Consider the following 22,122-nt stretch of genomic DNA (forward strand, 5'->3'; position numbering starts at 1 on the left):
CAACTCGCGCCACACGCCCCAGCTCCCGAGGGAACTGACATGCCGACACGGATATCCCGCCGGGCAGGACGGCTCACCGCCGTCCTCGCCCTGTCCCTCGCAGCCTGCACGCTCTTTCCGGGCCCGGCGGGCAGCGAGCCCGGCCGGGCAGCCGCGAGTACGAGTACGAATGCGAGCGCCGACGCCGGGGAGCGCGCGGCCGCTACGCCGCCGCCCGACGACTTCTACGTACCGCCGTCCGCCCTCCCCGACGGGAAGCCCGGCGACGTCATCCGCTCCCGCAAGATCGAGCCCGGCACCCCGACGCCGCGCGCCCTGGCCGACACCTGGCAGGTGATGTACCGGTCCACCGACGCGCTCGGCGAATCCCACGCGCTGACCGCCACCGTCATGGTGCCCAAGGGGGGAAGCCCCGCGTCACGACCCATTGTCGGCTGGGGCCCCGGCAGCCAGGGCCCCGCCTTCCGCTGCACCCCGTCCCGGATGATCGCCAAGGGCGCCCTGTACGAGCAGTGGGTCGTCAACGCCATGCTCAAGGCGGGTTACGCGGTCGCCGTCCCCGACTACGAGGGATACCGGCCCGGGCCGGAGACGACCTACATGGTCGGCAAATCCCTCGGCCCCGCCCTCATCGACGCGGTCCGCGCCGCCCAGCGGCTGCCCGCGAGCGGACTCTCCGCCGACGCGCCGGTCGCCTTCCGGGGTTATTCACAGGGCGGCGGGGCCGCGCTGTGGGCGGGCGAGTTCCAGCCCGACTACGCGCCCGAGCTCAAGCTCAAGGGCATCGTCGCGGGCGGCGTCCCCGCCAACCTGATGGAGGTGGCCCTGCCGCTCAACGGCCGCCCCGGCTCGGGCTTCCTCTTCTACGCCCTGATCGGCCTCGACAACGCTTATCCCGAGCTCAAGTTCGGCGACGTGCTCAATGACGCCGGACGCGCCATGGTCGCCGACCTCGAAGCGGGCGGCTGCGCGCTCGAGATGATCAACAAGTACGGCAACAAAGCGCTGTCCGCGTACGTCACCCGCAGCCCGCTCGTCGACGCCCCCTGGGTCGCCCGCTACACGGAGAACACCCTCGGCAGCGGCCCGAAGATCAAGGTGCCGGTGCTCCAGTACCACGCGACACAGGACGCCCTCGTCGAACCGAACCAGGCCGACGCCCTGCACAAGCAGTACTGCGCCCAAGGCGTGCCGCTGACCTGGAAGACGTACGACACCACGAGTCACCCCCCGGTCGCCGACCACCTCTGGCCGATCCAGGCGGCGAACGCCGAGGCCATGACGTATCTCGCCGACCGCTTCGCGGGCCGGCCCGCCACCCCCGACTGCTGAGCGCCGAAACTCCGAGAGGTGAGTCATGGCAACGACCAACAGACACCGCAAGAAGGCCGGCGGCCGCATGCGCCGGGGCATGGCCGGCACCGTCGTCGCGGCCGTAGCGGTGGCCGGACTCACCGCGTCGGGCGCACCCGGTGGCCCTCTCGCCGCACCCAGCCGTGACGCCGCCCCCGACAGCGCCACGGGAGACGACGGCTGGATTCCGCCCGCGGGCCCTTCATCCGACACGTACCACACCGAACTTCCACCCCTGCGAGGCAGTAAAGGCACGTCGGGGAGCAAGGATGTGGAGACCTCCGAGGTGCGCACCCAGTCCGGCATCCCGGCCACGGTCCTCACCGCCTACCGACGCGCCGAGGATGCCCTGGCCGACACGGACCCCGGCTGCCGCCTGCCCTGGCAACTCCTCGCGGCCATCGGCAAGGTGGAGTCCGGACAGGCCCGCGGCGGCCGGGTCGACGACAACGGCACGACCCTCACCCCCATCCTCGGCCCCGTCCTCAACGGCAACGGCTTCGCCCGGATCTCCGACACGGACGGCGGGGAGTACGACGGCGACGCGACGCACGACCGGGCGGTGGGGCCGATGCAGTTCATCCCCTCCACCTGGGCCCGTTGGGGCGCCGACGGCAATGAGGACGGCCGCGCCGACCCCAACAACATCCACGACGCCGCGCTCGCGGCAGCCCGCTACCTGTGCGCGGGCGACCGCGACCTCTCCGTCAAGGCGGACCTGGACCGGGCGATCCTCAGCTACAACCACTCGACCGCCTACCTGCGCACGGTCCTGGCCTGGCTGGACTTCTACCGCCGCGGCGTCCACGAGGTTCCCGACGGCCGGGGCCCACTGCCGACCAGCCCCGGCCCGGGCGGCAAAACCCCGGCAACCCGCCCGAACGGCGGGGACGGCGGCGGCCTGGTCATCGGCCCTCAGCCGGGCAACCCGCCGAACCCGCGCCCCGGCGACTCCGCGTCTCCCACCCCGACCCGCCCGGGCCCACGCCCCACCGCCCCCGGCCCGCGCCCCGGACCGACGACTCCCGCGCCCACCAATCCGGATCCCACCACCCCGGACTGCCCCACTCCGTCCCCCTCCGACGACGCGTCCCCGACAGGCGACCCATCGCCCTCCGGCACCCCGACGCCGTCGGATCCCTCTTCCCCTCCGCCCACCCCTTCACCCACGGGATCGCCATCGCCCTCGCCGACCGACTCGACGCCCCCCGACTCCTGCGCTCCGTAGGCACCGCTCGGCAGCCGACGCACTCACACGCTGATGACGAGCTTGCCGCGGGGGTGCCCCTTCTCCAAATGGCGTACGGCAGCCGGGGCTTCGGCAAGTGGGTAGGTGCGGTCGATGACCGGGGTGATCGCTTTCGCCTCGGCGAGAGTTCTGAGGGTCAGCAGGGCTGGTTGCCGGACAGCTGCGAACACCGGGCGGAAGGTCTGGCCCACGAAGGCGGACAGCACGAGAGCGCGCGCCCAGCGGTCCATGCCGCCGAGTACGGGACCGCCGTTCTCGCCGCCGACGAAAGCGACCGTGCCGTGCGGGGCGAGGGCACGGCGCAGAAGGGAGAGAGGCCGGTTGCCCGCGGCGTCCAGGATGAAGTCGTAGCGGACGGACCGGTCGGTGATCTCCTCGTGGGTGTAGTCGATGACGTCGGCGGCGCCGAGGGAGCGGAGCATGTCGTGCGCGTCGGGGCCGCAGACGCCGGTGACCCGGGCGCCGTAGTGGACGGCGAGTTGGACGGCGTACGTCCCGACACCGCCGGAAGCCCCGATGACCAGGACTTTCTGGCCGGGGCCCGGGCTCGTCACGGCGAGGGCCTGGAGCGCGGTGATACCGGAGACGGGCAGCGCGGCGGCCTCTTCGAAGGACAGGGAGGCGGGTTTGGGGGCGAGCCGGTTGCCCTTGCCGCACGCGTACTCGGCGAAAGACCCGTCACACTCGCCGAAGACCTCGTCCCCGGCCTTCACGCCGCGCACCTTCGCGCCGACCGCTTCGACCGTCCCGGCGGCATCCCAGCCACGGACCCGGTGACTGGGCCGCCGGAGTCCGATCTGCGGACTGAGGCGGGCGATATAGGGCCGCCCTGTCATGAGGTGCCAGACGCTCGGATCCACGCCGGCCGCGTGGATCCGGACGAGCACCTCGTCCTCGCCGGGCGTGGGGCGGTCGATGTCCCGCAGACGCAGCAACTCCGCGGTTCCGAACCTGTCCTGGACGATGGCCTTCATCGGGCCCTCCCCGACCGCCGTATCGAAAGAACTCCCTCGGATGGTCGTCGGAGAGCGCGCCCTTGGCCAGAGCGGGGAGCGAGTTGTTCGCGACCCGGCCGGCGGAACCGTCACATGCCTTTCAACTGACCCGCCTGACCCGCCTGGCCTTGAGTCGATGGTCGTTAGCGGGCCTTGCTCTGCGTTCAGGCCGACATCTCCGGGGCGACGGCCTGGCGACTCGCCGCAAGACCAGTCCATCAGGCAGCATCGCCGGGCTCTTCCGCGGCCTTCCGCTGTCCGGGGGTGCTCGGCCGTTGCCGGGGGGCGTCAACTTCCTTGGTGCCGAAGCCAGTTGACCCGGCCGGCGGAGCCATGCGACGCAGCAGGGAGCCGGCGGCAAGGGCCATCACGAACATCACCACCGCGTACACCGCGGACGGGATGGCCATGCGCGTGCTGTCAAGGAGCGAGGGACTGAGCGCGATGGCCATCGCCAGTGTGGTGTTGTGCATGCCGATCTCGAAGCAGGTGGCGACGGACTGCCGGTGATCGCCGCGCGCAAGACGGGTAGCCCCATAGCCCGTGGTGAGGGAGATCGCCGCGAAGAGGACGACGACGAGGCCGACGTCGGCGAGGTAGCCCGCGATGTTGTTCCGCTCCGCGACGACCGCGACGATGATGATGACGACCAGCGCGGCCACCGCCGTCACCTTGACTGCGCGGGTGGAGCGTTCCGCGAAGCCCGGGTAGCGGTGGCGGGTGAGCATCCCGGCCGCTACCGGTACCAGGACGACGAGGAAGACCTGCAGTGTCTTGTCGAAGCGCAGACCCAGCGCCTCGTCCGTACCGCTCATGAAGTGGTCGAGGGAGAGGTTCACGACGATGGGCAGGGTGGCGACGGCGATGACGGAGTTGATGGCGGTCAGCGTGATGTTGAGGGCGACGTCGCCGCCGAAGAGGTGACTGAAGATGTTGGCCATCGTGCCGCCGGGGGAGGCCGCGAGCAGCATCATGCCGACGGCGAGTTCCGGGCCGAGGCCGAAGGCCAGGACCAGGCCCAGGCAGGCGGCGGGCAGCAGCACCAGCTGGCAGCAGAGGGCGACGGCCGTCGGCCTCGGGTAGGCGGCGACCCGGCGGAAGTCGGCCACGGTGAGGCCGAGTCCGAGACCGTACATGATCACGGCGAGGACGAGGGGCAGTAAGTACGTGGTCACCGGCGAGTCCATGGATACCTCCGGAGGCGGGGACGAGCGGCCGCTCCGGGAGATCCACCAGGGCGGTACAGCCCGCGTTCTGCGCGCGAGGGACGAAGCAGGCCGCGCGTTCGCGACCCATGCCTTTCCCCGGCTGTCCCCGTCACGTGGCGGTGGGCCGGCGGTGTCGGTCCGAGGTTCACGGGAGGGCTCCTTGGCGGAAACCGGCGGGCTCGCGAGCTGTGGGCCTGATTCTCGGTTCATGCCGAGGCGTACGACAAGGAGGCGGACGCACCGGTGGTCGCACCGGTGGTCGCCGGCGCTCCGCGGGCACCTGTCGCCGGCGGCGTCGTGATGTTCGCGGTCGGGCGGAAGCGACGCGTCCAAGCTCCTGCATTCTGGTGATCAGGGGCGTGTCGTGTGGCGGATCGCTTCATATGCCCGGCGGCAGTCCTATGTTTCCGGCACAGCGCAGAAGTTCGGGCTCCCTCGACAAGCCCGGCGCGTCACCAAGGAGAGACGAAATAATGGTTCGTAGTGCTGTGAGCGGGTGTGCTGTGGTGGCTCTCGCCTCTGTGGCGTTCACTGGTGTTGCGCCGGCATCGGCGTCCGATGCCCCGACGATGGAGCCGAGGGTCACGGTCACCCCGTCCACGGTCAAGCAGAAGACCGTGGTCACGGTGAAGGTCGTAGGCGCTCCCAAGACCTGTCGCTCGGTCCAGGCGAAGTCCGACGCCTTCACCAGGCCGGTGTCGCTGACGAAGAAGACCAAGCCCCTGATGTACACGGGCCGGGCCGCGGTGAGCGGGAAGGCCGCTCCCGGCAGCCACCAGGTCGTGGTGGGCGGCGTCGGCTGCGGCAAGTGGGTGGCGAAGACGAATCTGACCGTTCCGGCCCCGAACAGGTCGAAGGTGGTCAAGGGCACCGTCACCTCGAAGGTCGGCCTCTTCGTACGTCGCCAGCCGACCTCCGCCTCGCCGGTCGCCGGGACCGTCCGCTACCGCCAGACCATCGACCTGGTCTGCAAGAAGGCCGGTCAGCCGGTGGCCGGCAACCGTACCTGGTACCGGGTCGCCATGCCCAAGGGCTGGGTCACCGCTCGCTACGTCAAGGCCGCTGGCGTAGTGCCCAACTGCAGGTGACCGAAGGGGCCTTGGCCCCGGGGTGAGAATCGCATCATCCGGCCGCCGCGCGGTTGCGTCGAGCGGCCGAAGCAGTGAAGGGCCCCGCGCCCACGGAGTGCTCTGTCCGTGGACACGGGGCCCCACGCCGATGTGGGGCGGAGGTCAGCAGACGCTGTCCGTCGGCTTCGGGTTGCCCAGGCCGAACAGCGGACGCAGGCGCAGGCCGGCCCAGGTACCGAGGATCGCTACGGCGCCCCAGATCCAGCCGTGCAGGGAGCCCGAAGCAATGCCCGCCAGGTAGGCGCCGATGTTGCAGCCGCCGGCGAGACGCGCGCCGACGCCCATCAGGATGCCGCCGATGACGGCCGCGAGCGCGGTGCGGGCAGGGATGCCGCGGTGCAGCTGCCACACGCCGCCGGCGGCCGCGGCGACGGCCGCGCCGACCATGATGCCGATGTCGGTCAGACTGTTCTTGTCGGCGAGGACAGGCCCCGACAACTGAGCCGCGTTGCCGGGCTGTTGCCAGAACGCCCAGGTCTCCGGCGAGCCGCCGAGTGCGCCCGCGACCTTCGAGCCCCACAGGGCGAACGCGCTGGTGACGCCCCACGCGCCGCCCGAGACGAGCAGCACCCCGGCACCGAGCAGCGAAAGGACCACGGCGCCCACGGCCAGCGGCCAGGAGCCCCGCACCGTACGACGCAGGACGCCGCGTGCGGATGGCGGGGTGCCGACCGGCGGGGGATTGCGGCGGGCCTGCACCGCACGTGCGATGAACCAGATCCCGGCGAGCACCGCGATCGTCACTGCCCAGGAGCCGAACCAGCCGACGTGGTCGGAGAGCACGTACGGGTCGAGCGCGGGCAGGTCGTTCCAGAGGCCGAACTGCCAGGCGGCGAGCGTGGAGCCGGTGATGAAGCCGAAGAGGGTGAGCACGATCGTGCCCTGGCCGGAGCCGACGGCGAAGAGGGTGCCGGAGGCGCAGGCGCCGCCGAGCTGCATGCCGATGGCGAAGAGGAAGGCCCCGACGAGCAGCGCCACGCCGATCGGCCCGGCGCTGGGCGCCGGCACCGACCCGAACAGGCCGCTGCCGGTGCCGATGACCAGGGCGAAGAGCGTCGCGGTGGTGCCGAGGAGCAGGGTGTGGGCACGCAGCCCTGTGCCGTTGCCGACGGCCACCAGCTGCCGCCAGGCGGAGGTGAAACCGAAACGGGAGTGGAACAGCGCGAAACCCAGTCCGAGGCCGAGCAGCAGCAGGACACCCGGCTTGGCCCCGTGCTCCGCGAAGACGTAGCCGGCGAGCCCGGCACCGATGACGCCGGCGACCGCCAGCGGCACCCGCCGGACCGGCGGCGAGGCCTCGGCCGGAGGGACGGGGGCGGAGGTGGGGGCGGGGGTGAGCAGGGCGGTCCTGGGCGGCGCCCCGGCATCGGCAGCGGTGGTCAAGGGGGTCTCCGGGAACGGGAGGGGGGAGTCGGACAGGCGTGGCTCGCGTGAGCGCGGAGCGAGGCGTCAGCGGCGAGAGGCCGCGGCGCTGGGCGTCAGCGGCGACAGAGCGCGTCGTCGACGCTCCACGGCGTGGCCGCGAAGAGCGCGAGAGCGAGCTGACTGGCAGGTCCGGACATGCGCACCACCATAGGCATCCCTGCGGAGATCCCGTAGCGCCGTCTCATATAGAGGACGCTCGTATGAGACAGCGGGACGGAGGGACGGTGGAGAGGCGGAGCTGAGCGGGTTGGTAGTACGAGGCGCCGAAGCCCGACGGGCGCCCCGGTCCCGGCCCGGCCGCTTGCCCGCCGGCGCTTCGCGAGCAAGCGCCGTCTCGGCCGGTTGGCCCACGTCCGTCTGACCCGGGTGGGTGATGCGGCTGGTTCCTTCGGGGCACGGGTGTTATGGCGGTCACCGGCCGGAGAACGAGTTGAGTGTTCGCCTCCACCTGAAGGAGCACAACCATGCGTGTTCGTACTGCTTTTGCCGCCGCTGCTCTGGCCGCCACCGCCCTTCTCGGCGGCGCCGGTGCCGCCGCTGCCGACTCCGGCGCGGAAGGCGGCGCCGTCAAGTCCCCCGGCGTCCTGTCCGGCAACGTTGTCCAGGTCCCCGTACACGTCCCGGTCAACGCCTGCGGCCTGAGTGTGGACGTCGTCGGACTGCTCAACCCGGCGTCGAACAACCTCTGCGTCAACAAGTGACCATGCGCATCGGATCGTAGGGAGCGCCGGTTCCCTGTGGTCGGGCCGGACACGCCGCTCTCCCTTATGGGCGGCGTGCCCGGCGTTGGTGTTCCGGGCGGGCGGCGTGCGGAAAACACGTTGTTCCGGCGGGGAGGCCGCCCGGATCATGTGGGCATGAGGCGACGTGTTACCGCAGCGAACCCGGGAGCGCCCGCGGCTGCGGGCGTGCGCATGGAGTGGCGGGCCGTTCCCGTGGCGGTGCGGAACCTCGTCGAGACGCGCTTGGGCTCCCCGGTGCGCAGTGCCGTGTCCCAGCACGCGGGCTTCTCGCCCGGTGTCGCCGCGCGGGTGCGCCTTGCCGATGGCCGGCGGGTCTTCCTGAAGGCTGTGGGACCCGAACCGAACCCCGACTCTCCCGGCATGCACCGTGCCGAGGCGCACATCACGGCGGCTCTGCCCGCCACCGCTCCTGTGCCCCCGCTGCTGATGGCGCTGGAATTCGAGGGCTGGGTGGTGTTGGCCTTCGAGGACGTGGCGGGGAAGATGCCGGCCCAGCCATGGCAGACCGACCAACTCCTGCGTGTGCTCGCGGCAGCCGCGGACATGTCGGCGCTGCTGGACCCCTCGCCGGTCGAGGCGCCCACGGTCGCCGAGCGGTTCGGCGACAAGTTTCAGGGCTGGGGGCGTCTGGCTGCGGCGTTCGAGGAGCATGCCGACGACCTGGCTTGGCTCGACCCCTGGGCGCGCCGCAATCTCGGGCGGCTCGCCGAGCTGGAGGGCGGCTGGCGGGCCGCCGCAGCCGGTAGGGGCCTGGTCCACGGAGATCTGCGGGCGGACAACGTACTGCTGACCGAAGACAGGGTCATCTTCGTCGACTGGCCCGCGGCGGCAGTCGGGGCTTCTCGGTTCGACGTGATCGCCATGGGGCCGAGTGTGGTCATGCAGGGCGGCCAGGACCTGATTCCTCTTCTCGACGAGCACCTTGACGCCCGAGGTGCTCCTTCCGAGAACGTCACCGTGGTCCTGGTCGCTGTGGCCGGCTTCTTCCTTCACCAGTCCGTCCAGGCCGCGCCGCCCGGGCTGCCGACACTGCGTGCGTTCCAGGGTGCTCAGGGCGAAGCGGCGCTCCGCTGGTTGCGTCGGCGGACACGGTGGAGTTAGCGGGGGACGTGGGGCTGTCCGGTCAGTGGGCGAAGCCCCAGTCGAGCATTTTGGTGGCGTCGTCGAAGCGGCTCTTGTCGGTCCCGATGATCGCGCCGACCAGGGTGCGGTTGTCCCGCTCGGCGGCGAAGACGAGGGAGTAGCCGGCCTCGGCACCGCTGCCGGTCTTGATGCCCAGAGCGCCGTCGTAGGTGCTCAGCAGCGCGTTGGTGTTGTCCCAGGTGTAGTACCGGGTGCGTCCGTTGGCCGCCGGGGCCTCGGTCTTGTACTGCTTGTTCTTCACGATGTCGGCGAACACCGGCTGCAGCATCGCGCGCTGGCCGAGCTTGGCCATGTCGCGAGCCGTGCTGCGGTTGTCGCCCTGCGAGATGCCGTCGAAGGAGTCGAAGTGCGTGCCGGTCATGCCAAGTTGCCGCGCTTCGGCGTTCATCTGGCTCTCGAAGTCGGCGATCCGCGCCTCCGTGGTGTCCCCGGTGCCGAAGTGGTCGGCCAGGGCCATCGCGGCGTCCGCCCCTGACGGGATCAGCATGGCGTGCAGCAACTGCTTGACGGTCAGCTTGTCGCCGAGCTGAAGGTCGGCCGTGCTGGAGCCGGTTTCCGTCACGTAATCGCGGTACTCCTGCTTCACCGTGATCTGCCGGTCCAGCCACTCCGGGTGCTTGAGCACCACCAAAGCGGTCATGATCTTTGTTGTGCTGGCCATCGAGATGCTCTCGTCGGCCTTGGGCCCGGCCCACAACTCCCGCTCCTGGCTGCCGTCGCGGGCGTCCAGGAGAAAGGCGTGGTCGGCCTTGACGCTGGGGGCGTCCCGCGATCCGGTGTCCGGCGCGTCCTGACTCTCGTCGGCGGCGTGTGTGGCATGGGGAGTGGCCGCCTGGGCGAGGCCGCCGGCGGTGATCGGCAGGACGGCTCCGACGAGCGCGACGGTCGCGATCCGGGCTCCGGTCCGGTGCAGCCTGTTGGGGCGGGCGTGGGAACCCATGTGGCATCTCCTCCCGGCGCCGGAACGCCGGCTTGTGTCAGAAACTCGGTGCATGGCGAACCTACTTTGCCGTTCGCGGCCGATTCAAGATCGGTATGTCATAGCCGGGTAACAGGACTCACCCGTATGAAGATGCGGTGCAGAGAAGTGACAGATCCGAGGAGGCCGGCGGGCAGGGCCAGTCTCAGGACGAGTCCGCGTATCGGGCGGCGATCAGGACGGCGCGCTCATGCAGGGAAGTGCGCAGCGACTGCGGGGACAGGGCTTCCGCGTCCGTGCCGAGCTGCCACAGCGCCCATTCGGCATGCCGGGAATCCTGGAAGGTCACCTCGAGCCGCAGCCAGCCGTCGGCTTCAGGCTCCTGCGCGCGCACGGCCAGCGCCGTGGCCAGCAGCTCTTCCCGCCGTACCGGGTTCATCCGTACCCGCACGGTGAGGTGATCGCCGCCGGAGAGGAACCGCGCGGAGCGTTCCCGCCAGATCCGGTCCAGGTCGACCCGGCTGGGGCGCTGCGCCGTTTCGGGGAGTTCCTCGGCGGCCAGCACCCGCGACAGCCGGTAGGTGCGGTCCTCGCCGGCCCGGGTGGCCAGCAAGTAGGCCCGGTCTCGTACGGTGACCAGGCCGATGGGGTCCACCGTGCGCCACTGCGGTTGCCGGCCCGTGGCCGCGTAGTGGATGCGCAGCTTGTGCCCGGCGAGCACCGCGCGCCTGACCTCGACCATCGTGGCGCCGGGTATGTCCTCCGTGGCCCGTCGGCGTGAGAGCAGGTCGCTCTCCGGATCGACCAGGAATCGCTGGGCCGCGTCGCTCGCGCTGGCCCGGTGGCTCTCGGGCAGCGCGTCGACCACCTTCCGCATGGCCGCCGCGAGCGCCGAGCCGAGGCCGAAAACCTGCTCGCCGCGACCCGATCCGGCGGTCAGCAACGCGAGGGCCTCGTCGTGGTTCAGTCCGGTCAGCTCGGTCCGGAAGCCCGGCAACAACGCGAACCCGCCGTGCCTGCCGCGTTCGGCGTAGACCGGGACGCCCGATGCGGACAGCGCTTCGATGTCGCGCAGCACGGTGCGGGTGGATACCCCCAGCTCGCGGGCCAGTGTGTCCGCGGTCAGGCGACCGCGCTGGCGCAGCAGGAGGACCAGTGAGACCAGCCGGTCGGCACGCATGCGAAAACCCTAGAGGAATACATGACCGAGGGTGTCGTGATTTGTTGGGAGGCTCGTTGCGGCGACGTCAGGCATGACGGCTACCTGGCCGATGGACGTACGTAATCCCGGCAAACCCAATGGAGTTGATGTGGCAGTGGAGCGAACGACGGTCAACCCGGTGACCTGGTCGAAGGAGTTGGGATTCAACCAGGGTGAGGTGGTCTCCGGGCATACGCGGACCCTGTACATCTCGGGGCAGACGGCGATGGACGGTGACGGCAAGCCGCAGCATGACGGTGACATGGGGGCGCAGCTGGCGCTGAGCGTCGACAACCTGGAGGCCGTACTCGGCGAGGCCGGCATGTCGCTCGCCGATCTCGTACGGCTCAACGTCTACACGACCGACGTCGACCTGCTCTTCCAGCACTACGGCGTGCTGGCGGCGCGATTGGCTGCCGCCGGGGTGGCACCGACCTCCACGATGCTCGGGGTGGCACGACTGGCGATTCCGGGCCAGCTGGTCGAGCTCGACGGGACCGCTGTCGCATGACGTGACCTCGTCCTCGCGCGGGCGAGAGTCCGCCCTCGGTGCGCGCGAGGACGAGGACCGCTCATGTCCTGACCACATAGGTCCGTCGGGCCGCTGACCGCGATGGTTGGATGTGCTGTACCGATGGGGGCGCCGAGCGGGCCGGTCGGCGCGCCGGGCGATTGCAGCGCCGAAGGGCCGGGCCGCATGGCGTCCGAGTGCAGACGGGAGCTCTTGTGACCGAACAGTCCGAACGGCCCGAACAATCCGAACAGTCCGTGCGGCCTGAGCGGTCCGAGCGGTCTGAGCGGCCCGAGGGGGAAGTCTCGTCCATCCCCATGACCGCCGAGGAGATCGAGGCAGCCCACGTGGTCGCGCCGCCCAAGCTCAACGGCCCGGTCACGCTGCGGGAGTACGACCCGCGGTGGCCCGGGGTCTTCGAGCGAGAGGCCGCCCGGATGCGTGAGCGCCTCGGCCACGTCGACCACCGCATCGAGCATGTCGGTTCCACGTCCGTGCCGGCCCTCCCGGCCAAGCCGGTCATCGACATACTCCTGACCGTCTCCGACTCCGGCGACGAGGCGAGTTACGTACCGGCCCTGGAGCCTCTGGGCTTCACCCTCGTCATCCGTGAGCCCGACTGGTACGAACACCGCGTGCTGCGCAAGTACGACCTCGACCCGAGCGTCGAGTCGGCCAACCTGCATGTTCTGCCCGAGGGCTGCGAAGAAGCCGTGCGGATGCTGCGCTTCCGCGACTGGCTGCGCACGGACAGCGGTGACCGCGAGCTCTACGCCGACGCCAAGCGGTCGCTGTCTGGGCAGTCCTGGGAGTACATGCAGAACTATGCCGACGCCAAGTCCCGGGTCGTCGCGGCGATCCTTGAGCGGGCGATGGCGGGCGAGAACGGCCGACGCGCTGGTTGAAACGTCTCATGGCGGCTTACGGCGACTTACGGCCACTCACGCGGCGGGTCGCATCACGCAGTGGGCGAGGGGAGCAGAGGGCTGGGGATTGACAGCCATCGCCACGTGGTCGTAGCTTGCGGCGCACTGTTATGAATCCTTTCAGTGCGACGTGCTCTGTCGTGCTGCTCGGAGCGCGCCGGCTGAGAGGGGCCTCCGCTCGTGCAACGGGTCTGTTTCCTGCTGAAGGTCCGTCAGGACCGGCTGGTGGAGTACCGGGAGCGTCACGAACACGTCTGGACGGAGATGCGCGAAGCGCTCTCCGCCGCCGGGTGGCACAACTACTCGCTGTTCCTGCGAGAGGACGGGCTGCTGGTCGGGTACTTGGAAACCCCCGACTTCGCCGCCGCGCAGGAGGCCATGGCGCGCACCGAGGTCAACGCCCGCTGGCAGGCGGAGATGGCGGGTTTCTTCGAGGATCTGGACGGGCGCGGCCCCGACGAATCGATGCGACCGCTCACCGAGGTCTTCCACCTCGCGTAGCCAGGTCGAGGAGGTTCTCGCCCTCACGAACGGGAGCGGCGCCACGCGCGACGGCGTACGCATGCCGCGGCGAGCGGGCGACTGTCACGGGGTGGGGTGCGGCGAGAACATCGACGTGCCCGCCATCGAGACATCAGCCCCGAGACATCAGCCCCGAGACATCAGCCCCGAGACATCAGCACCGCCGAGATCAATGTCATCGGAGACCTCGTCGGCTCCCGCGACGCCCTGTGCGAGCCGACGGTGTTTGCCGCCCGCGGCCAGCTGCGGCCGCACACCCTCGCCGCCGGACGGCTACGGAGGGCGGGCGACTATCGGGCCCTGCACACATCACCGACCGGCCCCGCGTGCGCGGCCGCGTTCTCCGAAGTGATGTCATGGGGACCGAGGCCGCGACCAGGGCGGGAGCAGGACCGACGGCTCCCGCCTCCCCCATTCGTCGTTGCCACGCCACACCCCACCAGGGAGAGTCATGATCTTCATCACCGCCAAGTTCCGCGTCCTGCCCGAGTACGCCGACGCCTGGCCGGACATCACCCGCGAGTTCACCCTGGCGACCCGCGCCGAGCCGGGATGCCTCTGGTTCGACTGGTCCCGCAGTGTCGAGGACCCCACGGAATACGTACTGGTAGAAGCCTTCCGCGATGACGAGGCGGGCTCGGCGCACGTCACCTCCGAGCACTTCACCAAGGCACGCGGCACCCTGCCGCCCCACCTCGTACAGACCCCGGAGATCGTCAACGCGACGATCCCGCAGGAGGGCTGGTCCCTTCTCGGGGAGATGGAGGTTCCGCCGCGGGGTTGAGGGCGACGTCCGCCGGACGGGCGGAGGCCGTCACCGTATGCCGGTGGCGGCCTGCTCGCGCGGCTCTGCCCAGCTGAGCGCGGACGAGACGGGCGAGCAGGCCCGTATGGCGCCCGACGGTTTTGTGGGCCCAGCGGGGCAGGAGGCTGCCGACCGGCCGCCCGTGTGTGTGGCCGCAGGCCGCCGACGGCGGAACGGCGACAACGGGGCAATGGGCGTGGCGAAGGGCACGGGAAACGACCGAGCCGTGCAGCGGACGCATCGCGCGACCGTGCCCCCGGACGCCCACGACGAGGGCAAGCGCGTCCGCGGACTCCCGCGCGAGCACCTGCGCCGGGTACCCGCGAAGCACCGCGTGCCGCACATCTACGGTCGGGTGGGTGACCCGCCAGCCCGCCACCATGTCCGACAGCAGCCGGCGGCACTCCCCGACGGCTGCTTGTTCGTCCAGGACGCCGAGGAGCGGGGAGTGCCACACGTACACCACCCGCAGCGTCGCACCGTGCCGGGCGGCTTGCTCGAAGGCATGGCTGACGGCGGCTGGGCAGTGTCGGCGGCCGTCCCAGCCGACATCGACGCCCACGACGAAGAAGGGCGGCCGGCGGCCGGTGAACTCGCGAGGACCGGCGATCACCACCGGGCAGGGGGCGTGCGCGATGACCTGCAGCGCGGCTGAGGCGGTGGCGAACCACCGACCCGGCCCTCTCGGCCGACCCCGGGCGAGAACCATGGCTGCGGCCGTGCGCGCTTGCTCGCGCAGGGCCGGCACCGGAGCGTCCTCGACGATCAGTGCGGAGACTTCCAGGCGCGGGTGACGGTGCCGCGCGAAGGCGACCGCCTCGGACAGAACCGGTTGCGCGGCGGCGCGTTGGACGCGGTCGCGCCGGTCGCCGCCACGACGTGCGGGCCCACGCGTGCGCCGGCCGGACAGCAGTCCCCGGACCAGGACCAGACGGAGCGGCAGACGGCGCCGGTGTGCGTAGTCGGCGCCCCAGGCCAGGGCCCTGCCGGAGGACGGATCGTCAGTGACGGCGACCACGACCGCCGTACGCGCCGGTGCTGTCATCGTCACCTCCGTACGGTTCCGGCCGCAATGCCGTACGTCCATAGCCGGGTCACTGCTCAACGTAGGGCTGACTACCGGGCCCGGCCAGGTGAGTTCTCGGTCAGCGCTCGTCGGGTGCGGAGGACCGGAGGGACGTGGAAGTGGCTGCGTCCGCGTTGCCGGGCGGGGTCTCTTGCGGGGAGCCGCCGTGCGCCACGGCGGGGGAGCGGCTGCCCGCGGCCGGAGCGAGGGCGATGGCGGCGGCGACGAACACGAGGACCACCACCATCGCGGACCGCAGCCCGTAGTGGTCGCCCAGGAACCCGAGGGACGGCGGGCCCACCAGGAAGGCGACATAGCCGATGGTGGCCACCAGGCTCACCCGCGCGGTCTGGTCGGGGCCCGAGTCGCCCGCCGCGGACAGAGCGACCGGAAACCCCAGCGATGCGCCGAGTCCCCAGAACAGGACGGCCGCCGCGGCCACGGCGGCGCTGTCGGAGAAGATGACCAGTACGAGGCCGGCGGCACCGGAGATCGCGCTGGCGCGCAGGACGGTTGCCCGCCCGAAGCGGTTGAGGAAGAACGTGCCGCTGAAGCGCCCCAGGGTCATCGCGGCGGCGAACCCCACGAAGACGAGCGAGCCGAGTGCGGCGTCGAGGCCGTGGCCATCCACCATGAGGAGCGGGAGCCAGTCGTTGGCGGCGCCTTCGGCCAGGGCCATGGCCAGGACGATGCCGCCGATCAGCAGAAGCCTGCGGTCCGTCCATACGCGGGGCCGGGTGTGACCCGCACTGTCCGAGGCGGGGGAAGTGTCGTTGGCACCGGTGCCGGCCGGGATGGCGCGCAGGGCGTATACCAGGATTCCCGTGGCGACCACGGTGACGATGATCAGATGCCAGATGACGGGGAACTCGGTGGCGGTGGCGGCCATGCCGACCAGTCCGCCGACGACGGTGGCGAGGCTGAAACAGCCGTGCAGGGTGGGCATGACGGTCGTGTCGGTAAGACGTTCCACATCGGCGCCGTCCACGTTGACGGCCACTTCGCAGGCGCCCATGCCCATGCCGAACAGGCACAGCCCCGCGGTGACCATCGGCGCGGACGGCACGGAACTGCCGCCTCCGATGACGACCATGCTGGCGATGATCAGGCTGGTGCCGATCCCGATCACGGGCCGCGTACCGAACCGCGAGACGAGGCGCCCGGAACACAGGATGCCGCCCATGGAGCCGACGGACAGTCCGAAGAGGATCATTCCCATCTGCCCGGTGGACGCGTCGAGTTGATCGCGTACGTCAGGGGTGCGCGTGACCCACGACGACATGCAGATGCCCGGCAGGAAGAAGAACAGATAGAGGGCCTGACGGCGTCTGCGCACGGCGCGGTCTATCAAGGGGAAGCTCCACGGGATCCGGAAGAATGCTCGGGTCGGCGACAGGCCGACGGCACCAGGGTATGTACAAATGTACACACTCGACCGAGGGAAACAGAAGGCAGAGACGACAGCGATGACAGGCAGCACCCGAGGTCCCAACGACCCCCGGCGGCGCGAGCGCATCCTCGATGCGGCGCTCGACGTCATCGCCGAGCACGGCGCCATCAAAGTGACCTTCCGCAAGATCGCCTCGGCCGCCGGGGTGCCGCTCGGCTCCCTCACCTACTACTTCGACGACATGCAGCACCTGCTCACCGAGGCGTTCACCCGCCTCGCCGAGTCCGTGTCCGTGCGCTACGGCGCGCTCCTCGAGGCAGCGCGCACCGCCGAGGAGGCACAGGAAGCCGTCGTCGAGATCATCTGCGGCAAGGTCTGGGGCACCGACCGCAACCTGCTGCTCAGCTACGAGCTGTACGCGTTCGCCGCCCGCCATCCGGAACTGACCGAGGTCCTTCGCTCCTGGATGCAGGCCAGCCGTCAGTCCCTGGCCCGGCACTTCGACCCCCTGACGGCGCGAGCGCTCGACGCCCTGGTGGAGGGCTTCTCCATCCACAACTCCGTCGACTCACGGCCCACCGAGCGAGCGGACGTGGCGGCCGTCGTCCGCGCGGTCGCGGCGCCGCGTACTCCGCCGGACGGTGCGAGCCGGTGACGCGATAACCGCTGGACGCGGTCGGGATACTGCTGTCATGGCCGTAACCCAGCAGCTCGCCCGAGTCCCGGCGGAATACCTCGCCGCCTGTCGGCAATCAGCCGGCGCCTCCCCGGACGGGGACCACGGCTGGGACCCGCCGGAAGCGGACACGCTGGATCTCGACTGGGCGCCGAACCTCTTGAGGCGCGTCTGCGAGTTGGCGGATCTCGACGAGGCTTACACGCGGGCCCTCCGGCAGGCCACCGACGGGGACGCCGCGATCGACCTCGCCTTCCTCGGCATCCCGCCCCACGACATCGCACCCTTCGACGCAACTCCTACCGCCCTGAGCGAGGCGCGAGTCGCCCGCGTCGCGGACCTGCTCGATCAGATCGACTTCCCCGCGATCCTCGCCGGCCTGCCGCGGAACGAGAGGAAAGCCGCGCGCCTGATCGGACACGGGGCCTCGGAGATCATCGGCGGCCCGAGGGCGTACCTGCGCCCCCACTTCGAGGCCCTGCGTGTCTTCTACCGGGGAGCAGCGCAACGCGGCCTGCTCGTCGTGCTGTGGTGGGATTGAGGAATACGTCCCACGACTCGCACCGCGGGGGAGCTGATGAGCGGCTGATAGCGGTCAAGGCCGTATGGGAGGCCCTGCGGCCACTCGGGGCGGGGCTGCGCGAGGCCGAGCAGGTGGCACCGGGGGTCAGGCGAGCAGTGCGGACACCAGCTCGGCGAATTCGTCCGGCGTGGCCAGGCGTACGCCGAGAGTCTCGGCCTTGGCGCGCTTGGACCCGGCGCCCTCGCCCGCCACGACCAGGCTGGTGCGCTTGGAGACGCTGGAGGACGACTTGCCGCCGGCGCGTTCGATCAGTTCGTTCATCTCGTTGCGGCTGAGCTGTTCCAGCGGGCCGGTCATGGCGCCGGTGACGACCACGGTCATGCCGTCCAGCGGGCCCGCCTGCCGGCCGGCGTCCGCCGCATCGTCCGAGTCCGCCTGATCGTCCGGGGCGGGCGGCGTGGCGCCGGGCTCGGACATGTTGACCCCGCTCGCGATGAGTTTCTCGATGACCGGGGCGAGTTCGGCCAGCTCGGCGACGATGACCGGGGCCTTCTCGGTGCCGATGCCCCCGACCTGCTGCATCGCGTTCGCGTCGGCGGAGCGGATGTGGTCCATGGTGGCGAAATGCCGGGCGATGCGACGCGACATGGAGCGACCCGTTCCGCGTACGCCCAGCGCGCACAGGACCCGCGACAGCGGCTGGGACTTGGCCGCCTCGATCGCGGCCAGGAGGTTGTCGGTACTGGTCTCGCCCATCCGCTCCAGGCCCAGGAGCTGGTCGCGGGTGAGGGCGAACAGGTCGGCGATGTCGGCGACCAGGCCGGCGTCGACTAGCTGGACGACGCGGCTGGCACCCAGGCCCTCGATGTCGAGCTGGTCGCGGCCGGCGGCGTAGGAAAGCGAGGCGACCAAGTGGCAGTCCCGGCCGCGTTCGCAACGCCAGCGCTGCTCGCTCGCATCGATGGCGGAGCCGCACTGGGGACACACCTCGGGGAAGACGATCGGCTGTTCGTCACCGGTCCGCAGGTGGGCGACGGGAGCTTCGATACGGGGGATGATGTCGCCCGCCTTGTAGACCATCACCTGATCGCCAAGGCGCAGGTCGCGCCGGGTGATGTCGGACGGGTTGTGCAGTGTGGCGTAGGTGACGGTGGAGCCGTCGATGTCGACGGGTTCCAGGACTGCGCGCGGGGCGATGATGCCGGTGCGACCGACGTTCCACTCCACCCCGACCAGCTTGGTGATCTTCTCGACGGCGGGCAGCTTGAAGGCGATCGCCCAGCGCGGCGCCCGGCTGCCGGATCCGGCGGCTTGCTGGTCGGCGGCCAGATCGGCCTTGACGACGATCCCGTCGATCCCGAAGGGGAGTTCGGCCCGCACCGCGGCGATCTCCTCCACCCGGGCCAGGACGTCCTCGACGCCGTCGAGGGTGACGCCGGGCACTTGCGTGTCGGCCGGGGTGCGCACCCCGAGGTCCGCGGCGTACTGCAGGAGGTCGCCGTGCGGCAGCGTGGCCAGGTGCTCGGCGGCGTCGGCCGCGGTGTCGGGCAGCGGCAGCAGACCGTAGGCGAAGAAGGTCATCGGCACCGTGTAGGCGCGGTCCTTGGCCCGCAGCGTGCCGGCCGCGGCGTTGCGCGGATTGGCGAAAGGAGCGCCGCCGTGTGCGGTGCGCACTGTGTTGGCATGCTCGAACTGATCGTTGGTCATCAGGACTTCGCCGCGCACTTCCAGTGTGACCGGCTCGGTGAGCCGGCCGGGCAGGCCCTCGATGGTGCCGATCGCGTGCGAGACGTCCTCCCCGGCCGTCCCGTCTCCGCGGGTGACCAGCCGGGTGAGGCGTCCGTCGGTGTAGCGGGCGGCGATGGCGAGACCGTCCAGCTTGGGCTGCACGTTCCAGCGCGTCACCTCCCGGCCGATCCGGCGGGCCACGGACGCGGTCCAGGTGGTGAACTCCTCCGGCGTGAACACGTTGTCCAGGCTCAGCATGGCCGCCGTATGGGGCACATCGCCCTGTACGGCGCCGCCGGCGACCTTCCCGGTCGGCGAGTCGGGCAGCACCTGTTCGGGGTGTTCGGCCTCGAACGCGGCGATCGCCCGCACCAGGCGGTCGTAGGAGTCGTCGTCCAGTGCCGAGGTGCCGCCCGAGTAGTAGGCGGCAGCGGCTTTCGAGGCGTCCTCGACCGCCTGTACGTAGGCGGCGGCATCGGCGAACACAGGAGCTGAAGTTGTCATGTGCGCCATCGTGCCCGGTGGCACTGACAATCGGCCGTGGCGCTCCTGCCTGCCGCCTTCCTGCGCACGCCTGGACACGCCTGTGCACGCCTGTGTGCGGCGGACGGCGGCCGACGTGCCCGCGTCGGACCGCGTCAGACCGCGTCAGACCGCGTCAGACCGGTCGTGCCGCCCACACGCTGCGTTCCGTGCGCACCGCTAGGTCCTCGCGGTGCAGGATGCTGTCCGGGCTGTGGGTATCGAGCAGACGGTCCAGGGTGTCGAGGTCTTCGGTGCTGAGGGTGTCGGCCGCGCTTGCCCGCAGGCGCTGGAGGCTGGTGAGCGCGTATCGGCCGACCGCTTCGTTGTGTGCGCCGTCGATATTTACGGTGATCGTGCGCTCGCCCTCGACGGTGAAGCCGGTGGCCGCCAGCTTGTGCCCCCAGTCGGCTCCGCGGTGCGATACGTGTTCGGCGTGGTGGTGGGCGAGGGCGGCGTGACAGCGGTCTTCGAGGCCGGGGCGCTCCTCGGGGGCGCCGGCGGGCAGGAAGCGCGGGAAGTCGGCCAGCTCGACGACCGCGAACAGGCCGCCGGGGGCGAGCAGTTCACGGACCTTGCGCAGGGTGCGGTCCGGGTCGGTGAGATGGTGCAGCGATGCCGACGCCCACACCAACTCGGGCCGGCCGAGATCGGGCCAGTCCGCGTCGAGGTCGGCTTGGACCGTACGCACCCGATCGGCCGCCCCGAGTTCCGCCGCCCTCGCGCGCAGGCGGCGCAGGTGGTCGGCGGACGCGTCCACGGCAGTCACCCGCGCCCGCGGGTAGCGCGCGAGCAGAGCGAAGGTGCCGGCGCCCGTCCCGCATCCCAGGTCCACGATGTGGCGCGGCTCCTCCTCCAGGGGCAGCCAAGCGGTGATGGACGCGATGTGCTCGGCGAGTACCTCCGCGTCCAGGTCGAGGATCTCGGCCTGGAGGTCGGAGGCCGGTGCGACGTCGGTGTCCGATGAGACGTCCGTGTCCGATCCGTGCGGCGAGAGATGTCCTGCGCCATGGCGCCCTGCGCCGTGGTGGGCTGTGCCGTGGTGGGCTGTGTGTGAGTGAGCGTGGGTCATGACAGCGACGCTAGGTCGATCCATCCGGGGCGGCACCATCAATCCCGGAGCGTGCAAGAAGATGGGCGGCTTTGCTGCCGGACGCGCAACTCACCGGCCATCCGCCGGGGGAGGGGACACCGGCCGGCCCGTCACGCGCCGGGGCCGCTCCTCTCGTCGTTCTTGTCCTCGCGCTGGTGACCGCGGCGGGCGTCACGGTCGAAGATGCCCAGGATCTCGCACGGTCCGCTCTCGGCGCCGATCGCGTGCGGCAGCATCGTGGGGAACTCCGCGGCCTGGTTGGTCTCGATGCGCAGTCGGCGGTTGCCCAGGAGCAGGACCGCGGTACCGGACAGGACCACGAGCCATTCGCGGCCCGGGTGGGCGCGCATGCGGGAGGGGTTGTCGGGCGGTGGATTCGTCATGCGCTGGCGTACGACGGTCATGCCCGGCTCCGCCTTGATCGGCCAGCGCATGAGCCCGTGGGCGGCGTCGATCGCCGGGCTGGTGATGACGTCGTCGGTGTCCGTCTCGACGAGCTGGTCCAGGGAGGTGTCCAGTGCCCTGGCCAGGGTGACGAGCTGATCCAGGGCCAGCCGTCGCCGGCCGTTCTCGATGCGGCTGAGCGTGGACTGGCTGACCCGGGCGCGGGCGGCCAGTTCCTCCAGGGACCAGCCCTGTGCCACCCGCAGGGCCCGGATCCGTTTGCGCACCAGGCTGTCCATCTCGCCATCTTCTTGCGTCATGAGCAACATCGTATGCCCTAGCCGCAAGGCATGCCTATCGTCGTGATCCCCCGCGACGACCCAGAGTGGATCAACAAGATCGTCATCGGGCCCAACGGTGACGGGCGACTTCCATGAGAAGGACCCGGCCGCAGAACCTGCGTCCTGCCTGTGGGGTGCCGCCAACGATGAGTGCCTCAGCCGGGAGTCGTTTCACCCCAAGAGCGCTGGCACCACCGGATACGCCGCAGTGATGCGCAAACGACTCGGCGACATCGGATACACGGGATCCTGACGGAGTGACCAGAGAG

Annotated in this window: 21 protein-coding genes; 11 read left to right on the forward strand and 10 right to left on the reverse strand. The window is 70.7% G+C overall.

Annotated elements, in window-relative coordinates:
• The first annotated feature begins 39 nt into the window (after positions 1–39).
• Positions 40–1,332, forward strand: a complete 1,293-nt coding sequence (locus tag IE226_RS02560; protein ID WP_190079251.1) for a lipase family protein — start codon at positions 40–42, stop codon at positions 1,330–1,332.
• A 25-nt stretch (positions 1,333–1,357) separates the two neighbouring features.
• Positions 1,358–2,581: a lytic transglycosylase domain-containing protein gene (locus IE226_RS02565; RefSeq protein ID WP_190079252.1), complete on the forward strand. Its 1,224-nt coding sequence runs from the start codon at positions 1,358–1,360 to the stop codon at positions 2,579–2,581.
• 23 nt (positions 2,582–2,604) lie between these two features.
• Here IE226_RS02565 and IE226_RS02570 read toward each other — a convergent pair whose 3' ends face one another.
• Together IE226_RS02570 and IE226_RS02575 are read right to left on the reverse strand one after the other, a co-directional pair.
• Entirely contained in the window at positions 2,605–3,576 is a 972-nt protein-coding gene (locus IE226_RS02570; protein WP_190079253.1) for an NAD(P)-dependent alcohol dehydrogenase, read from the reverse strand.
• Positions 3,577–3,815: 239 nt separating this feature from the next.
• Positions 3,816–4,784: a bile acid:sodium symporter family protein gene (locus tag IE226_RS02575; protein ID WP_190079254.1), complete on the reverse strand. Its 969-nt coding sequence runs from the start codon at positions 4,782–4,784 to the stop codon at positions 3,816–3,818.
• 590 nt (positions 4,785–5,374) lie between these two features.
• On the opposite strand from IE226_RS02575, the gene IE226_RS02580 reads away from it, so the two are divergent.
• On the forward strand, positions 5,375–5,893 hold the full coding sequence (locus IE226_RS02580; RefSeq protein WP_190079255.1) for an SH3 domain-containing protein: 519 nt from the start codon (positions 5,375–5,377) through the stop codon (positions 5,891–5,893).
• Positions 5,894–6,037: 144 nt separating this feature from the next.
• Here IE226_RS02580 and IE226_RS02585 read toward each other — a convergent pair whose 3' ends face one another.
• Positions 6,038–7,318, reverse strand: a complete 1,281-nt coding sequence (locus IE226_RS02585) for a YeeE/YedE family protein (protein WP_190079256.1) — start codon at positions 7,316–7,318, stop codon at positions 6,038–6,040.
• Between the two features lie 506 nt (positions 7,319–7,824).
• Here IE226_RS02585 and IE226_RS02590 point away from each other — a divergent pair.
• The gene (locus tag IE226_RS02590; protein ID WP_190079257.1) at positions 7,825–8,061 is read left to right on the forward strand and encodes a chaplin; all 237 of its coding nucleotides are present in this window, start codon (positions 7,825–7,827) and stop codon (positions 8,059–8,061) included.
• Between the two features lie 156 nt (positions 8,062–8,217).
• Positions 8,218–9,204, forward strand: a complete 987-nt coding sequence (locus IE226_RS02595; protein ID WP_190079258.1) for a phosphotransferase — start codon at positions 8,218–8,220, stop codon at positions 9,202–9,204.
• Between the two features lie 22 nt (positions 9,205–9,226).
• On the opposite strand, the gene IE226_RS02600 is transcribed toward IE226_RS02595, so the two are convergent.
• The gene (locus IE226_RS02600; RefSeq protein ID WP_190079259.1) at positions 9,227–10,186 is read right to left on the reverse strand and encodes a D-alanyl-D-alanine carboxypeptidase family protein; all 960 of its coding nucleotides are present in this window, start codon (positions 10,184–10,186) and stop codon (positions 9,227–9,229) included.
• A 184-nt stretch (positions 10,187–10,370) separates the two neighbouring features.
• Positions 10,371–11,345 carry a helix-turn-helix transcriptional regulator gene (locus IE226_RS02605; RefSeq protein WP_190079260.1) on the reverse strand — a complete coding sequence of 325 codons (975 nt, stop codon included), beginning with the start codon at positions 11,343–11,345 and terminating at the stop codon, positions 10,371–10,373.
• A 136-nt stretch (positions 11,346–11,481) separates the two neighbouring features.
• Here IE226_RS02605 and IE226_RS02610 point away from each other — a divergent pair, with 136 nt between their 5' ends.
• From IE226_RS02610 to IE226_RS02625, 4 genes are all read left to right on the forward strand, one after another.
• Positions 11,482–11,877: a RidA family protein gene (locus tag IE226_RS02610; protein ID WP_190079563.1), complete on the forward strand. Its 396-nt coding sequence runs from the start codon at positions 11,482–11,484 to the stop codon at positions 11,875–11,877.
• Positions 11,878–12,194: 317 nt separating this feature from the next.
• Complete coding sequence (locus tag IE226_RS02615; protein WP_190079261.1) at positions 12,195–12,782, forward strand: GrpB family protein; 588 nt, start codon at positions 12,195–12,197, stop codon at positions 12,780–12,782.
• Positions 12,783–12,983: 201 nt separating this feature from the next.
• A complete protein-coding gene (locus tag IE226_RS02620) occupies positions 12,984–13,304 on the forward strand; it encodes an L-rhamnose mutarotase (RefSeq protein ID WP_190079262.1) in 321 nt (106 codons plus the stop codon).
• Positions 13,305–13,776: 472 nt separating this feature from the next.
• Positions 13,777–14,109 (forward strand): putative quinol monooxygenase, encoded by a 333-nt coding sequence (locus IE226_RS02625; RefSeq protein WP_190079263.1) that lies wholly within the window; start codon positions 13,777–13,779, stop codon positions 14,107–14,109.
• Here IE226_RS02625 and IE226_RS02630 read toward each other — a convergent pair.
• Both IE226_RS02630 and IE226_RS02635 read right to left on the reverse strand, forming a co-directional pair.
• A complete protein-coding gene (locus IE226_RS02630; RefSeq protein WP_190079264.1) occupies positions 14,042–15,175 on the reverse strand; it encodes a universal stress protein in 1,134 nt (377 codons plus the stop codon). The genes IE226_RS02625 and IE226_RS02630 overlap by 68 nt on opposite strands.
• 100 nt (positions 15,176–15,275) lie before the next feature.
• Positions 15,276–16,754, reverse strand: a complete 1,479-nt coding sequence (locus tag IE226_RS02635; RefSeq protein ID WP_373306849.1) for an MFS transporter — start codon at positions 16,752–16,754, stop codon at positions 15,276–15,278.
• On the opposite strand from IE226_RS02635, the gene IE226_RS02640 reads away from it, so the two are divergent.
• Positions 16,663–17,241 carry a TetR/AcrR family transcriptional regulator gene (locus tag IE226_RS02640; RefSeq protein WP_190079266.1) on the forward strand — a complete coding sequence of 193 codons (579 nt, stop codon included), beginning with the start codon at positions 16,663–16,665 and terminating at the stop codon, positions 17,239–17,241. The genes IE226_RS02635 and IE226_RS02640 overlap by 92 nt on opposite strands.
• 37 nt (positions 17,242–17,278) lie before the next feature.
• Positions 17,279–17,803 (forward strand): DUF1877 family protein, encoded by a 525-nt coding sequence (locus IE226_RS02645; protein ID WP_190079267.1) that lies wholly within the window; start codon positions 17,279–17,281, stop codon positions 17,801–17,803.
• A gap of 126 nt (positions 17,804–17,929) precedes the next feature.
• Here the strand turns inward: IE226_RS02645 and ligA are convergent, their stop codons facing one another.
• The 3 genes from ligA to IE226_RS02660 form a co-directional block, all read right to left on the reverse strand.
• Positions 17,930–20,026: an NAD-dependent DNA ligase LigA gene (ligA, locus tag IE226_RS02650; protein ID WP_190079268.1), complete on the reverse strand. Its 2,097-nt coding sequence runs from the start codon at positions 20,024–20,026 to the stop codon at positions 17,930–17,932.
• Positions 20,027–20,171: 145 nt separating this feature from the next.
• Positions 20,172–21,107 carry a class I SAM-dependent methyltransferase gene (locus IE226_RS02655; RefSeq protein ID WP_190079269.1) on the reverse strand — a complete coding sequence of 312 codons (936 nt, stop codon included), beginning with the start codon at positions 21,105–21,107 and terminating at the stop codon, positions 20,172–20,174.
• Between the two features lie 131 nt (positions 21,108–21,238).
• Entirely contained in the window at positions 21,239–21,841 is a 603-nt protein-coding gene (locus tag IE226_RS02660; protein WP_190079270.1) for a helix-turn-helix domain-containing protein, read from the reverse strand.
• Between the last annotated feature and the right edge of the window lie 281 nt (positions 21,842–22,122).

It is taken from the genome of Streptomyces longisporoflavus (genome assembly GCF_014649775.1).
Classification (GTDB): Bacteria; Actinomycetota; Actinomycetes; order Streptomycetales; family Streptomycetaceae; genus Streptomyces; species Streptomyces longisporoflavus.